This window comes from Enhygromyxa salina (assembly GCF_002994635.1).
GTDB classification, from domain to species: Bacteria; Myxococcota_A; Polyangia; order Nannocystales; family Nannocystaceae; genus Plesiocystis; species Plesiocystis salina_B.
Genome location: NZ_PVNL01000142.1, coordinates 47,715 through 61,680 on the forward strand (window position 1 = coordinate 47,715; position 13,966 = coordinate 61,680).

10 protein-coding genes are annotated in these 13,966 nt (G+C 66.2%); 6 read left to right on the forward strand and 4 right to left on the reverse strand.

Translation table 11 applies throughout. From position 1 onward, the window contains the following. Positions 1 to 262 precede the first annotated feature (262 nt). Entirely contained in the window at positions 263 to 1,711 is a 1,449-nt protein-coding gene (locus ENSA7_RS39360; protein WP_106094592.1) for a CotH kinase family protein, read from the forward strand. A 40-nt stretch (positions 1,712 to 1,751) separates the two neighbouring features. On the opposite strand, the gene ENSA7_RS39365 is transcribed toward ENSA7_RS39360, so the two are convergent. From ENSA7_RS39365 to ENSA7_RS39375, 3 genes are read right to left on the reverse strand one after another with little or no spacing between them, the layout of a single operon-like run. Continuing rightward, positions 1,752 to 2,642, reverse strand: coding sequence for a TapB family protein (locus tag ENSA7_RS39365; RefSeq protein ID WP_106094593.1), 891 nt, complete (start codon positions 2,640 to 2,642; stop codon positions 1,752 to 1,754). Positions 2,643 to 2,695: 53 nt separating this feature from the next. Then, positions 2,696 to 4,063 carry a DUF1552 domain-containing protein gene (locus ENSA7_RS39370; RefSeq protein ID WP_106094594.1) on the reverse strand — a complete coding sequence of 456 codons (1,368 nt, stop codon included), beginning with the start codon at positions 4,061 to 4,063 and terminating at the stop codon, positions 2,696 to 2,698. Further along, positions 4,060 to 5,805 carry a DUF1592 domain-containing protein gene (locus ENSA7_RS39375; protein ID WP_106094645.1) on the reverse strand — a complete coding sequence of 582 codons (1,746 nt, stop codon included), beginning with the start codon at positions 5,803 to 5,805 and terminating at the stop codon, positions 4,060 to 4,062. The genes ENSA7_RS39370 and ENSA7_RS39375 overlap by 4 nt, the downstream gene beginning before the upstream one ends. 520 nt (positions 5,806 to 6,325) lie before the next feature. Here ENSA7_RS39375 and ENSA7_RS39380 point away from each other — a divergent pair. From ENSA7_RS39380 to ENSA7_RS39390, 3 genes are all read left to right on the forward strand, one after another. After that, a complete protein-coding gene (locus ENSA7_RS39380; RefSeq protein WP_106094595.1) occupies positions 6,326 to 8,281 on the forward strand; it encodes a nucleotide-binding protein in 1,956 nt (651 codons plus the stop codon). A 128-nt stretch (positions 8,282 to 8,409) separates the two neighbouring features. Next, positions 8,410 to 9,537, forward strand: coding sequence for a SprT-like domain-containing protein (locus tag ENSA7_RS39385; protein ID WP_106094596.1), 1,128 nt, complete (start codon positions 8,410 to 8,412; stop codon positions 9,535 to 9,537). A 45-nt stretch (positions 9,538 to 9,582) separates the two neighbouring features. After that, positions 9,583 to 10,398 (forward strand): mechanosensitive ion channel family protein, encoded by an 816-nt coding sequence (locus ENSA7_RS39390; RefSeq protein ID WP_181234560.1) that lies wholly within the window; start codon positions 9,583 to 9,585, stop codon positions 10,396 to 10,398. A gap of 14 nt (positions 10,399 to 10,412) precedes the next feature. Here ENSA7_RS39390 and ENSA7_RS39395 read toward each other — a convergent pair whose 3' ends face one another. Continuing rightward, positions 10,413 to 11,660 carry a Crp/Fnr family transcriptional regulator gene (locus ENSA7_RS39395; RefSeq protein ID WP_181234561.1) on the reverse strand — a complete coding sequence of 416 codons (1,248 nt, stop codon included), beginning with the start codon at positions 11,658 to 11,660 and terminating at the stop codon, positions 10,413 to 10,415. Between the two features lie 145 nt (positions 11,661 to 11,805). Here ENSA7_RS39395 and ENSA7_RS39405 point away from each other — a divergent pair, with 145 nt between their 5' ends. Continuing rightward, a complete protein-coding gene (locus ENSA7_RS39405; protein ID WP_181234562.1) occupies positions 11,806 to 13,212 on the forward strand; it encodes an NHL repeat-containing protein in 1,407 nt (468 codons plus the stop codon). A 45-nt stretch (positions 13,213 to 13,257) separates the two neighbouring features. Continuing rightward, entirely contained in the window at positions 13,258 to 13,965 is a 708-nt protein-coding gene (locus ENSA7_RS39410; protein WP_146158673.1) for a hypothetical protein, read from the forward strand. Position 13,966 lies beyond the last annotated feature (1 nt).

Here is a 13,966-nt window from a genome sequence, read left to right on the forward strand (position 1 = left end):
GCCCCGCTCGCGGGAGACCCGAGCCGTCCACCGCCAAATTCCGCGGCGCGTCGAGTCCCCGGGGCGAGCTCGGTCAGCGCAAGAGCCAAACATCAGCGGTCTCGCGCGGACCGCCCACCCACGCGACCTCGGTCGGCCGGACCCACCGATCGAAGGGGCGTGCGCGGTATCGCTATGGATCAATATTACTTCCCAGACTGCCACTCATATACCATCATGAGACCCGGGCGCGGAGCACATGCAAGACCATATTCCTCGAACTTTGATAGCACTTTGCGTAGGCCTGGCTGCAGCTTGTTCGGACCAGACAGTCTCCGACTCGACGAGCAACGCCGACGCAACCTCGACGGACAGCTCGAGCGCCGACACGGATCCGGCCGAGAGCGGCACCGACGGCGAGACCTCGGCCGAGACCTCGACCCAGACCGACACCGACACCGAGACCGGTCCGCTCGACGAGACCGACACCGAGACGGACACGGGCACCGACGACGGGCCTCCGCCCGACATGGGCGTGCCGCCCGATCCCAACGAACAGATTCCGCCACCCGACGAGGAAGGCTGTCACGCGATCTACGCTCAGGATCTACTGCCCACCTTCGAGCTCGTCATTCATCCGGTCGTCTGGGCGCAGCTCGAGACCGAGTGGCTCGAGGGCCAGATGAACGAGGATCTGGGCGTGAATCCCAAGCCCTATCACCCGCTTCAGGAGTTTCGGTATGGCGACATCGTCATCAAAGACGCCGAGATCCGCCTGCGCGGCAACCCAACCTATTGGTACCCCGACGACAAGCTGCAGTTCCAGATCGGGTTTCACACCAACGACCCGGACGGGCGCTTCCTCGGGATCAAGCGGCTCGCCCTCGACGCCGCGACCTTCAACCGACACTTGTTGCGCGACCGGCTGGCCTACGCGGTCATGCGCGACGTCGGGATCAAGGCCCCGTGCGCCAACAATGCCCGGGTGAACATCAACGGCGAGTATTACGGGATCTTCACCAGCGTCGAGAAGGTCGACGAGGTGTTCCTCGAGCGCAATTTCGACGATCCCACGGGCGATCTGTGGAAGCGCGCCAATTGGGTCCTCAAGACCAACGAGGACACCTCCAACGACGACCGCGTCGACGCGATGCGGGACGCCGAGACGCTCGAGGAGCTGTTCACTTACCTCGACATCGAGCAGGCGCTGCGAGTGTTCGCCGCCGAGGCGGTGCTCCCCGACTCTGACGGCATGTGGGCCGGCGGGCTCAATTTCTACATGTACGATGAGCCGATCGGCGGCAAATTCATGCTGCTGCCGTGGGACATGGACAACGTGTTCGAGCGCTTCAACGACGAGCCAGACGGTGAGTACCCGGTGAACCCCGATCCCTTCGTGTGGGAGAAGCCGACCACCCACGGCCGGCCGTGGTACGACATCCCGGTCGCCGATCCAACATGGTTCGCGCTCTACATCGATCTCATCGACGAGATCGTCCACGACGGCTACACCCCCGAAAAGATGCACGAACGGATCGACACCTGGTCCGCGCAGATCCACGACGCGGTGTTCGAGGACGTCAACAAGCCCTACTCCAACAACCTGTACACCAACAAGGTCGCGGAGCTGCATGAATACGTGGACGGCCGCTACATCTTCGTCCACGAGTGGCTGCTGTGCTGGCAGGGCGGCGGCGTCGACAACGGCCAGGGCTACTGCGAACTCCCCTGACCTGGGGCGCTGACTGGACCGCCCCCGGGAGCTCCGGGGGTCAGGGCAGGTCCACACCACCGGGGAGCGACACGCTGGCCAGCTCCTCGATGCGGGAGTCGGCCGGGCGCTCCTCGCGAATCTTGCCGACCCCGTACGCGTACCACGACACCACGATCTCGCCAGCGGCCCCGCCTGCGCTGCGGACCCGCTCGACCTGCACGCAGTCGAAGGTGCCCGCGGGGACCGTGATCTTCTCGTTGACGGCCTTCACCGTGAAGATGTGGGCGCGGGCCTCGACGCTGGGGTTGAGGCCGTTGCCGTCATACTCGGTGCGATCGTAGAAGAACTCTTCGCTGAAATCGACCGTGTCCCAGCTGTCGTCGACGCGGGCGAAGCCGGGATCATAGTCGACGATCATCACGGTCCCGCTGTCGGACTTGATCTCTTTGTGTACACGGCTGGACAGCGTGCCGTCGCGGACGATCACGCTCTCGGTCCACTCACCCTTGGCGTTGATGTTGTCGACGATCATCCACGCCGTCTCGCCCTCCCAGTCGATCTCCGTGGTGTTGACGATCTCCATGCCGAGCACCTGGCCGTTGGTGTTCTTCGCAATGTAGGTCCACGTCGCGCCGTCCGCGAGCGGGTACAGGGTGTCGTCGAATTCCCCGGTGTCGCTGGTGTCGCTCGTGTCGTCGGTGTCGTCGGGATCGGTGGTGGTCGCGTCCGTGTCCTCGGTGTCGCTGGTGTCCGGCTCGTCCGTGCCGTCGCTCGTCGACGGATCTGTGGTCTCGCCGTCGGTGTCCGCCTCGGTCTCATCGTCTCCGACCGTGCCAGACGAACCCGGTGGCGGCGGCTGGTTGCAGCCCAGCGCCGCGCTGGCCAGCAGCGGCGCGAGCAGCGACAGACCCGACCACGAACGATGATGGATAGCTCGACGAGTGTGCATGACGAAGGGGTCTCTGGATCAGGTGGAGGACGTGGGTCTCAGGTCAACTCGAGTCAGGTCAGGCCGGACAGCGGACCGGCGTCGAACTCCGGGTCGCCGAAGCTGTCTGCGTCGATGTCCATGGCGTGGAGCAGCGAGACCAACAGCTTGTTGTGGGGGATCTGCGGCATCTCTGGCCGCGTCAGGTAGCGGCCGGTGTCGAAGTAGCCGCCCGCGCTGCCAGCGAGCACGTAGGGCATGTCGTAGCGACTGTGATTGTTGCCCTTGGCCTGCTCGTTGGTCCACAGGATCACGGTGTTGTCGAACACCGTGCCGTCGCCCTCCGGGATCGCCTTGAGCCGGGTGATGAGATACGCCAATTGCTCGGCGTACCACGCGTTGATCGCCGTGTTCTGCGCGACCTTGGGCGCGTCCTCGTCACCCTTGTGGGCGAGCGAGTGATGGGCCTCGGTGATGTTGGGATCGACGAACGAGAACACGTGGTTGGCGACCGAGCGGGTCCACATGATCGTGCCGACCCGGGTGATGTCGCAGGCCATCGCCATGGCCATGAGATCCATCTGGAGCTTGCCCATGATCGGCATGTTCGAGACCAGGTTTGGGTCCATGAACGCGCCTTGCTGCAAGGGTTGGCACTCGCCCCCAAAGCTGATCACGCCCTCGTCCAGGCGATCGCGGATCTCCTCGACGGCGGTCAGGTGATTCTCCAGCTTCTCGCGATCGTCGCCGCTGAGGCGGTCTCGCAGGGCGCGGTGCTCATCGCCGACCGCGTCGAGCACGGCCCGGCGACGCGCGGCCCGACGCTCGACCGCCAGCGGGTCGGCGATCGAGTCGCCGAACAGCCGCTGATACGCCGCGTATGGGCTGTTCTCCGGCGGCAGGGGCTGGCCTGCGCCGCGATAGGAGATCCGCGCGCCGACGTTGGCCGGATCTTGGACCGCGACCCCGAGCTCCAGCGAGGCGAACGGCGTGTGCTGACCGACGTGGTTGGCGACCTCTTGGTCGAGCGAGATGCCCCCCGCCCAACCAGCCGACTGGCCACCGTCACCAGCGAAGTCGCCCTCGAGCAGCGGCATCCCGGTGAGGCAGCTCCCCGTCCCCTTTTGGTGGGCGTCGCCAGGCCCCTTGAGCGAGGACATGAGGTCGAGGCCGCCGAGGATCAGCAGATCCTGCTTGTGATCGGCGAGCGGCGCGAGGATCGGCGAGAGCGTGAAGTCGGGCCCGTTGCCGGTCGGCCAGAAATTGGCTGGGACCGTGCCGTTGGGCGTGTACATGATGATCAGCCGCTTGGGCGTGTCTCCGGGCCCGGCGTGGGCGCGGTCACTTCGCATCGCGTCGAGCAGCGGCAAGGCGATGGCCGCCCCGCCGAGACCGCGAAGCACGTGGCGACGACTCAGGCGATGATTCTTGCGAATGCTCATGGGTTCTCCTCCGCCCCGATCACGTGGCGATAGCGGAACGCGTCGGTCAGGGTCAACGCAATGATCAACTCTTTGATGTCGTAGTCGGCGGCCGCGAAGTCTGCCTGAATCTCCTCGACGGAGCAGCTGTCTTCGGCGGTCTGGGTTCGACCGTAGGCGAACTGGAACCACTGGGTCGCCACGCAGTTCTTGACCTGATCACTCGCGGCCAGCTTGGCCGCGAGCTCGACGGCCCCGTTGTACGGACCGTCGTTGTCCGTCTCGATCAGCTCGCCGCTGGCGTCGATCGCCAGGCCCCACTCGGTCTCGCGGTAGCGACCAATTCCGTCGAAGTGCTCGAAGCCAAACCCGAGCGGGTCCATGAGCCGGTGGCAGCCCGAGCACAGGGCGTCGGCCGAGTGCTGAAGAAACTGATCACGCGTGGTCTGATTCTCGTCGACCGAGGGCGCCTCCGGGACGATGTCGGGCGGCGGCGGCGGTGACTGGCACAGCAAGATCTCGCGGACGAACTTGCCGCGGTGAATGGGCGACGAGCGGTCGGGCTTGGCGTAGAGCGCGAGCAGGCCCGCGTGCGTCAAGAAGCCCGCGTACCTTCCGGGGTCGAGCTCGACCCGCTCGAACTGATCGGTGGTCGGGCCCGTGACCCCATAGAAGTCCGCGAGCGGCTTGTTCATCATTGTGTAGTTCGCCGTGAACAACACCTCGACGTTGGCGCCCTGCTCGAACACCGCGTCGTCGATGAACGCCTCGGTCTCGCGGCGCCACAGCGACAGGAGCTCGTCGCTGTAGTCCGGGTAGATGTCGGGGTTCTTGCCGTTGGCCGCGATCTGCGGCTCGATCCGGCCGAGCCCCAGCCACTGGCGGTGGAAATTCTTGACCGCCTCACGGGCCCGCGGGGTGTCCATCATGCGCCGGGCCTGGGCCTCGATCTGGTCCGCGGTCTGCAGCTCGTTGGCGTCTGCGGCCTCGAACAGCGACGCGTCCGGCATGGTGTTCCACAGCAGGTAGGACAGGCGTGAGGCGATCTCGTAGGAGGTCAGCGGGACCACGTCCTCGCCCCCGTCCGCGAGATCGGACGCGCCGAACTCCACACGGTACAAAAAGTGTGGCGATTGCAGCATCGCCTGCAGGATGACCTCGACCCCGACCTGCGGATCGTAGGCGGCCTCGCCCAGGTCGGTGCCCGCGATGAATAGGTCGACATAGACGGCGACCTCATCGTCCGTCAGCGGGCGGCGATAGGCCCGCTTGCCAAAGCCATGAATGAAGGCCTCGGCGTCGGCGGTGCAGCTGTCGGGATCCGGCGCGCCGCCCCCACAGGCCGGGAGTTGATCCATGAGCGCGGGCGCGTGAGTCAGGGCGAGCTGCTCAGCGGCGACCTCGTACTGCTCGGCGAGCAGCGGACTGACGACCAACGCGGCGGCCTGGTTGTCGAAGCTGCCGGCCACCTCGTCCGCCGGGAAAGCGTTGGCGGGCTGGCTGGTATCGCCCAGCAGCTGATAGATCGTGTTGTTGTACTCGACCCGTGTCAGCCGCCGGATCGGGGACGGACCCGGCTCGATGGTGGCCTCGCACTCGGTCAGCTCGTCACCGTCGCCGTCGCCGTCGCCGTCGCCTTCGCTCTCCGTGTCCGCCGTCGACTCGCCATCGGCTTGCTCATCGGAGTCTGGCGCAGGCTGCTGACAACCCACGGATATGGTCGAGACGATCAGTCCGACCAGGAGTGGCAGTATTTCACGCATGTTCACGCTCACTTCGTTTGACCCCGCGGTCTTGCGCACCCACGCACACCCTCGCGTACCTGGCCAGCCTGACCGCCCCGACACCCGCGCGATAAGGCGCAACGTACGGTGTTCGATCGCAACCACCGTACCCGTCGCGCCCTCCGCTGGCAAGCGGGACCGTCGGGTTTCGAAGCGTCGCGGATTCGCGTGGCTCGCGGCTCGCGGCTCGCGGCTCGTGGATGGTGTGCCCGACCAAACCTCAGGACGGCCCGCAAACGCGCGCTCCGCTAATCGGGCGTGGGCGGCGAGTGAGCGGCCCGGAGGAAAACATCGTTGTCCACAATTGGGTGGTCACTCCAGGAGGATTCGTGTCATGTTGCAGCCCAGAACGATCATGACTATTGACGATGTTCGATTTCGAGCAGCCACCGCTCGGCTGTCCTGTTTGTTTGGAGTTTGCGGCGCGATCGGAGTGATGGGATTCGCGGGGTGCACAACAGGCGGTCCTGACAGTCCCATTTCCGACACCGGTACGGACATGGGCGACACTGTCGAGACCGACAGTGAGACCACGTCGACCGAGACCGACACCGAGACCGGTGAGCCGCTCGATTGCGACATCCCCCAGCTGTTCGTCGATCGTTGCGGGGGTTCGATCTGCCACAGCGCCGGCGAGTCGACGGCCGCGAGCTTGGATCTCACCTCTCCGGGTGTGGAGAATCGGGTGTCGGGTGTGGCGGGCGCCAGCTGTGCGGGGCTCCTCGCCAATCCGGCGTTCCCCGAGGACAGCCTGCTGTATCTCAAGGTCGGGCCGTCCCCCGCCTGCGGGTCGCGCATGCCGATCGGCGGACAGACGCTCAACGACGACGAGGTGAGCTGTCTCCGCGACTGGATCTCGGGTCTGCTGCCGCCGGATCCCACCGACACCGACACCGACACCGATACTGAAGACACCAGGGGCGAGTGTGGAAACTGCGTGTGCGAACCCGACGAGCAAGAAGACTGCTACGAAGGCCCGCCCGACACCGCAGATGTCGGGATATGTGCGACCGGCACGCGAACCTGTGAAGCCGACGGCCTGAGCTGGGGCCCCTGCGTGGGCGAGATCACGCCGCAAGGCGAAAATTGCTTCACGGAAGAGGTCGACGAGAATTGCGACGGCGAGACCCCCGCGTGCTCCGAGCTGTGGAGTCAGAGCTTCGGCAACGACCTGTCGCAGACCTTCGCGAGCGTGGCGGTCGACTCCAACGGCGATATCTATGTCACCGGGGATTTCGAGGGCGCCGTCAGCTTTGGTGGAGCGCCGCTCGTCGCAACTGGTGATAAGGCAGACATCATCATCGCCAAATTCGACCACTATGGAAACCCGGTGTGGAGCAAGCGATTTGGGGATAGCAGCAATCAATACTCGGCAAAGCTCATCGTCGATGCGCAAGACAACTTAATCTACGTCGGTCGAATCTACGGCCACGTCGACTTTGGCGGCGGCGAGCTCATGGGTGAGGGCGCCGCGGACGTGGTGATTGCCAAGCTCGACAGCGACGGCGATCACATCTGGAGCCGGAGCTACGGCGACCTCGACCCCGATCGCGCGGAGCGTGTCGCCGTCGACAGCCAGGGCAACGTGCTGCTCACCGGCACCTTCACGGGTGAGGTCGACTATGGAAGCGGACTGTTCGCCAGCGCGGGCATGCGCGACGCGTTCGTGCTCAAGCTCAATGGCAACAATGGCGCCCACATGTTCTCGCTGCAGATCGGCGGGCCGGGTGACGACTATGGGTTTGGGATCGACGCGGACGCCGACAACAACGTGATCATCTCGGGTCGCTTCCAGGACTCCCTGCCCTTCGACGGGGGCCTGGACAGCGCGGGTGGGCGCGACATCTACCTCGCCAAGCTCAACCCGCTCGGCGCGGTCCTGTGGAGCGACAGCTTCGGCGGGCCCGGTGAGGACGGCGTCCACGATCTGAAGGTCAACGATCAGACCGGCGACATCGTCATGCTCGGCTTCATGTCCAACAGCATGAGCTTTGGCGGCCCGAACCTGGTCAGCGCCGGCATGCGCGACATCTTCTTGGCGACGCTCGACGAAGACGGCGAGCACGTGTGGAGCAAGCGGTTCGGCGACGCCGCCGACCAGTTCACCAACAACTACGAGCTCAACACCTGGATGAGCCTGGCCCTGGCCCCCAGCGGCGAGATCTACGTCGGCGGCGCGCTGCTCGGGTCGGTCAGCTTCGGCGGCGCTCCGATCTCGTCGTCGGGCGTGAACCCCGACGTGTTCTACGCGCGGCTCACCGCCGCCGGCGACCTGATCGCCAACAACCGCTATGGCGGCAGCGGCACGGACATCGGCCTCGATATCGCCGTGACTGACTCCGGTCACATCGTCATGGCGGGGCGCTCGTTCGCCACGTCGCTGGACTTTGGAGTGTCCGGCGTCATCGAGACCCAAGGGCTCGACGACGCCTTCCTCGTCAAGCTGCAGCCCTAGCAAGGCTAGCAAACCATGGCACGCAGCCGCGCCCACGTGGAGATCATGGAGATCATGGAGATCATGGAGATCATGGGTCCCACGGCGGCGCGTCACGCTCCGGGGGATCACGTGCGATAGTCCGCCCCATGAGCGAACGGGCCCACCACGAAGCCGCCCAACTCAGCGTCGAGCTCGAGGTCAAGCTGCTCGAGCGATTGGCCTACGAGTGGCGCGCGATCAACTACACCTATTTCAAGGACGCGCTGCGCCAGCCGGTCCTGCGCCTGTCTGACACGCGGGCCCGACTCGGGCAGTGGCACGGTGAGCTGCGCAGCCTCGAGGTCTCGCTGCCGCTGGTGCTCGAGCGACCGTGGACCCACGTCATCGAGGTGCTCAAGCACGAGGTCGCCCATCAGTTCATCGATGAGCGGATGAACGTCGACGAGACCGCCCACGGGCCGACCTTCCGGCGAATCTGCGAGCGACTCGGCATCGACGCTCGCGCGACCGGAGATCCAGGCGACGCCGCCGGGCCAGACACACCCGCGGACGCCAGCGACAGCACGAGCCGGCTGGTCGCGCGGATCCGCAAGCTGCTCGCGCTGGCCCAGAGCCCCAATCAACACGAGGCCGAGACCGCGGCGACGGCCGCCCGCAGGCTGATGCTCAAGTTCAACATCGAGGTCGACGCGACCGAGGGCGTCGACGCGTCCCGGCGCCACTACGGCTATCGCCACCTCGGCCGCCCGACCGGACGCGTGCTCGAGCATGACCGCCGGCTCGCGCGGATCCTGCTCGACTACTTCTTCGTCGAGGGCCTGTGGATCCCCGTGTATCGGCCGCTCGAGGGCAAGCGCGGGTCGGTCCTGGAGATCTGCGGGCTCGAGGCCAACCTGGTCATGGCCGAGCACGTCCACGCGTTCTTGTCCGCGACCGCCCTGCGCCTGTGGTCCACCTACAAGCGCGACAGCGAGCGCAGCTCCAACCGTGATCGCCAGGCGTTCCTCGCCGGGGTCATGCGCGGCTTCGAGACCAAGCTCGCCGCGCAAAGTCAGCAGTTCACCGAGCAGGGCCTGGTCTGGGTGCCAGCGCCCGATCTGAACGGCTATTTTCGCCGCCGCTATCCCAAGCTCGAGACCGTGCGTCGCGGAGGCGCCCGGCGAAACGAGGCCTACGCCGAAGGCAGCCGCGCAGGCCGTCAGATCGTGCTCTCGCAGCCGGTCGCGTCGTCCACCAGCAGTGGTCCGCGCAAGGCACTTGGGCGCGGGCGCTGACCCGGTTTACTTGCGACACTGCAAAAAAGTGCCATGGTCGCGCCGATGGATGCGATCCCAGTACCCGAGCCCCTCCAGCCCTATATGCCGCTGATCATTGGTCTGGTCACGGCGCTGCTCATCTTCGTCGTCGGCTGGATGGTCGCCAAGTGGACCCACAACGGCGTGACTCGGCTCATGCGCAGGCGCCACCTCGACGAGGCGCTGGCCCGGTTTTTGGGCTCGATGGCGCAGTATTTGGTCCTGGCGGCCACGGTCATCGCTGCGCTCGGCCACGTGGGGGTCGAGACCACCAGCTTGATCGCGCTGCTTGGCACCGCAGGTCTGGCGATTGGCCTCGCGCTGCAGGGCAGCTTGGCCCACTTCGCCAGCGGCGTGATGCTGCTGGTGTTTCGCCCGTTCACGATCGGCGATTACGTCGAGGCCGGCGGGCAGTCCGGCACCATTGAAGAGGTCGGGCTGTTCGCGACCACGCTCACCACATTGGAGAACCAGCGCGTGACCGTGCCCAATGGCACGATCACGAGTGGCCCGATCACGAACTACACGATCCTCGGCAAGCGCCGCGCCACGATCGACGTCGGCGTCGCGTATGGAACCGACATCGAGGTCGCCACCCAGCTGCTGCTCGAGGCCGCACGAGACTCCGAGCTGGTCCTCACCGACCCGGCGCCGGCCGCTGTGTTCGTGAACCTCGGCGCCAGCTCGCTCGACTTCAGCGTGTACGTGTGGTCCAACAACGCCGACTTTGGCGGAGCCAAGCACGCCACCCGCAAGGCGATCTACGACCGCCTCAACGCCGCGGGGATCGACCTGCCGTTCAGCCAGATCGTCGTTCACCAGGCCCCGAGCGCGACCTGACCTTCACCTGATCCTCAGAGCCCGCGCAGCCGCTCGTTGGCTTCGTGCAGCTCGAGCCGCAGCCGCTCGAGCTCTTCGTCTAGACTGGCCACCACGCGCGCCTTCTCGGCGAAGCGCTCGGCGATGAAGCGCGTGAGGTTGAGCATCACCTGGTGTCCAGCCTCTGCGTCGCCCAGCGCCAACGCCCGCAGCGCGGCGTGGGTGAGCGTCAGCAGCCTCGAGGGGAGCAGCGCTCGGATCGTCGCGGTGCGCCGCCGCTCGGGGCTCGAGATCGAGACCTCACCGATCAGCTCGCCCCGTCCGGCCACGTCCACGCTCTTGCCACCGGCCAGGATCTCGAGGCAGCCGTCGAGCACCACGAACATCTCGCCGTCCTCACCGCCCTCGCTGACGACCTCCTCGCCCTCGGCGACCTCGCGCAGGGTCCCGCGGGCCATCAGCTCGTCGATGATCGCCTGACGCAGGCCCTCGAAGAACGACCAGCGCTCGACCCCACGCCGAAAGAAGCGCTCCTCCATCATTGGCCAGGTCTGCTCGGGGTCGACGTCGTCGCGCAGGTCGTCGACGAAGCGCACCGAGAAGCAGCCAATGTCCGCGCGAGCGCGACGGCCGAGCACGAAGGTCTTCCACGACAGCGGCGTGAACAGCGAGCCGACCCGCTCGAGGTGTGCGGTGTCCGAGACCGCGATCACCATGGGCACACCAACCCCCTTGCCCGCGCTGCGCTCGATCGGATCGCCGCCGTAGCGGCGCGCGCCAAACAGCTTGGCGTAGTGGGTGATCAGCCCCGGGTGTGCGTCGAACACGATCAAGTCGGCGCCGCCCGGCTCCATGCAAGCCTCGAAGCCAGCCTTGAACAGCGAGAGCACCGACAGCCGCTCCTGGGCCGCGGCGACCTCGGGCCGCGCGAGCAGCTCGGAGAACTCGGCGATCGCGAGGCTGTCGAGGTTGGTGACGAAGTCCAGCGACCAGCGCTCGCGGACCTCGTCGGGCACCTCGCCCGGGTTGAACCGGCGCATTCGGGCCACGGCATCGAGCTCGCCCGCCCCGTCAGCGGATCCACCGCTCGTGTAGAAGTGGATGGTGCGCGGCAGCTCATCGTAGACCGTGAACACCATCTGCCTGTCGTGGTCGACGCCTGCCCCCTCGACCTGGCCGCGCTGAGCTACGCGGATCTCGTAGCGCATCCGATAGATCGCGTCGCGCTCGGCCGCGCTGGTGGCCCGGTGAACAGTCGCTAGCCTGGTGGTGAGTTCGAGCACCCTCGGTCGCGTCTCCCGGGTACAGAGTAGCCCGACCTGGGCCGTCTCGCGCGAGATCGTTGGCGCATCCGCGCCAAACCCCGCACCGTTGCGAACGAACACTGGTACCATTGCGGCGGGCCCTGGCCCCGTAGGAGTTTACGCCATGCTCAGTCGCTCGCTCGCCCCCGTCACCTGTGCCCTGTTGCTCATTGCCTGTGGAGGCAACGGCGACGCGGACTCACTCAACGCCGACAGCAACACCACGCCCGGGACCAACACCACGCCCGCGGAGACCAGCGACGGCAACAGCAACAGCAACAGCAACGGAGATGGCGACGGCGACGCTGGCGATGGCGATCCCGGTGATGGCGATCCCGGCGACGGCGACGGCGATCCCGGTGACGGCGACGCGGACTCGGACGGCGGCATCAAGTTCGACCTCCCCGGTCTACCCGACGCTGGCGCTGGCAACTGCGAGGGCATGGGCGGCGCGGATCCAGAGTTCTCGTACATCTGGGTCGCCAACTCCAACGAGAGCACGATCTCCAAGGTCAACACCGAGACCCTGCTGGAGGAGGGCCGCTACCGCACCCGCGGCGACGGAAACGGCAGCCCCTCGCGGACCTCGGTCAATCTCTCGGGCGATGTCGCGGTCGCCAACCGTAACGGCGGGCTCACCAAGGTCATCGCGCTGCACGAGAACTGCGACGAGATGACCAACGGCCAGCCTGGCCTGCAGACCTCGACGGGCAAGAACGACGTGCTCGCGTGGGGCCAGGACGACTGCATCTCCTGGTACACGGCCGTCAACCCGGCCTACACCAGCCAGCGCCCGCTGGCCTGGACCTCGGGCGTGCTCAACCCCAACACCTGCACGGTCGAAGATCAGTTCTTGTGGAGCACCGCGTCGACCTCGGGTCAGCCAGGCAGCCTCCACGTCATGATGCTCGATGGCGTCGATGGCAGCATTGACGAGGAGTTTCCGATCCCCGAGATCTCGCCGGGCTTCTTTGGCGGCTACGGTGGCGCGGTCAACTCCGAGAACGACTACTGGTTCATCACCTACGACTCACCGCGCAAGCTGGTGAAGGTCGATTTCGAGAACCTCGACTATCAGCTCTGGGACGTGCCGCAGTCGGTGTGCAGCTACGGGTTCACCGTCGACTCGCTCGACCGCCCGTGGATCGGCGCGTTCTGTGACGGCAGCGCGATGTTCGACCCCGAGACCGAGCAGTTCACCGTGCTGCCTGGGCTGCTCGGGTACGGGCTGCAAGAGGACGCCAACAAGACCATGTGGCTGGGCACCTTCAGCCCGCCGGGCTTGCGCGCGATCGACATCGAGACGCTGCAGCCGGGCAAGTGGATCATGCTGCCGACCAACTCGTCGCGGGGGGTGAGCGTCGATTTCTACGGCTACGTTTGGTTTGTCGACATGCAGACGAGCGCTTGGCGGGTCGACACCGAGGCCGAGACCTGGGAGGCGTACGCGGGGCTCAATTCGCCCTACACGTACTCGGACATGACTGGGTGGGGGTTGAGCTTGGCGTCTGGTGGGATTCCGCAGGGGTAGCTCGGCCGCGTCGCGCTGTTCAACGGCTAGCGCCTTGGCATGCTCATGAACTCTCGAGCAAGCACGACCCTCGCCCCAGAGATCCACGCCTTGCTGGCAAAGGTGGACGAGGCACCGCCTGCGCGGATGGACGCGAGCCTGGGCGAACACGGATTCGTCGGGAGGGTCGTCGCCCTCGATGGCGCCGTGTTCTTGCCGATCGACCCACCGGAGACGGCCTTGCAGGTGCTGCTACCCATCGCGATCGGTTGCGTGGCGTTACTCGCGACGATCGCTGTCGTCCTGTGGTTCGAGCTTGGGGAGACGGCGTTCATGTCGGCGCTGCTCGGCGCTGCGTTGCTCGGGGCGGGCGCTCACGCGCTGCTGAACAGACTCGGCGGGCGGCGACTGGAGAGCACGGGGATCTTGTGCGTCCCCGACCAGCTCGTGATGCGCACTCGCACAAAGGTGCTGAGCCTCCCCCGCGTCGAGGTCGCCAAGATCGAAGAGCGCATGCAGGTGATCAATGTGCCGAAGCGAGGCGTGACGACCGCGTATCAGGCCGTGGTCGTGATGCGCAGCGGCCAACAGGTCGTGCTCGCCGAGTTCACGACCGAAGGCGAGCCCGACCTCACGTTCCGCGCAAGCCATGTCGAGGGTCAGTTCATCGGCGCCCTCGTTCGCTATTTGATCCGCGAGTGGCGGGACGCGGACAGTCTGCCGGGGACGAGCAGCGCCGATCGTCTCCCCATCAGCCGCGATTTTTCGCGATGAT

Bases quoted from the DNA above. Each gene is read 5' to 3' on its own strand.
- ENSA7_RS39365 (WP_106094593.1), bottom strand. From the start codon at position 2,642: ATGCACACTCGTCGAGCTATCCATCATCGTTCGTGGTCGGGTCTGTCG.
- ENSA7_RS39370 (WP_106094594.1), bottom strand. From the start codon at position 4,063: ATGAGCATTCGCAAGAATCATCGCCTGAGTCGTCGCCACGTGCTTCGC.
- ENSA7_RS39375 (WP_106094645.1), bottom strand. From the start codon at position 5,805: ATGCGTGAAATACTGCCACTCCTGGTCGGACTGATCGTCTCGACCATA.
- ENSA7_RS39380 (WP_106094595.1), top strand. From the start codon at position 6,326: ATGGGCGACACTGTCGAGACCGACAGTGAGACCACGTCGACCGAGACC.
- ENSA7_RS39385 (WP_106094596.1), top strand. From the start codon at position 8,410: ATGAGCGAACGGGCCCACCACGAAGCCGCCCAACTCAGCGTCGAGCTC.
- ENSA7_RS39390 (WP_181234560.1), top strand. From the start codon at position 9,583: ATGGATGCGATCCCAGTACCCGAGCCCCTCCAGCCCTATATGCCGCTG.
- ENSA7_RS39405 (WP_181234562.1), top strand. From the start codon at position 11,806: ATGCTCAGTCGCTCGCTCGCCCCCGTCACCTGTGCCCTGTTGCTCATT.
- ENSA7_RS39410 (WP_146158673.1), top strand. From the start codon at position 13,258: ATGAACTCTCGAGCAAGCACGACCCTCGCCCCAGAGATCCACGCCTTG.